We start from the raw sequence: 417 nt of genomic DNA, 5'->3' as shown, positions 1-417 counted from the left end.
GGCGCGGCCCAGCAGGTCGAGGGTGGCGGTCTCGAGCTTGAGGCCGACCTCCTCGGCGACGACCTGGCCACCGGTCAGGATCGCGATGTCGTTCAGCATCGCCTTGCGGCGGTCGCCGAAGCCCGGCGCCCGGACCGCGACCGAACGCAGCACGCCCTTCATCTTGTTCACGACCAGGGTCGCCAGGGCCTCGCCCTCGACGTCCTCGGCGATGACCAGGACCGGTTTGCCCGACTGCACCACCTTGTCGAGCAGCGGCAGAACGTCCCTGTTCGCGGAGACCTTGCCGCTGACGATCAGGACGTACGGGTCGTCCAGGACCGCTTCGAGCCGGTCGGAGTCGGTGATGAACAGCGGGGCGATGTACCCCTTGTCGAAGCGCATGCCCTCGGTGAGCTCGAGCTCCAGGCCGAAGGC

Annotated in this window: 1 pseudogene; it reads right to left on the bottom strand. The window is 68.6% G+C overall.

The annotated features are described in order from the left end of the window. Positions 1-417: pseudogene (locus tag FXF51_RS60285) on the bottom strand (TCP-1/cpn60 chaperonin family protein); the annotation flags it as partial.

Source organism: Nonomuraea sp. PA05 (genome assembly GCF_008086045.1).
Taxonomy (GTDB): Bacteria; Actinomycetota; Actinomycetes; order Streptosporangiales; family Streptosporangiaceae; genus Nonomuraea; species Nonomuraea monospora.
The sequence above is the reverse complement of the archived record's forward strand: the minus strand, read 5'-3'. Positions and strand labels throughout refer to the sequence as shown.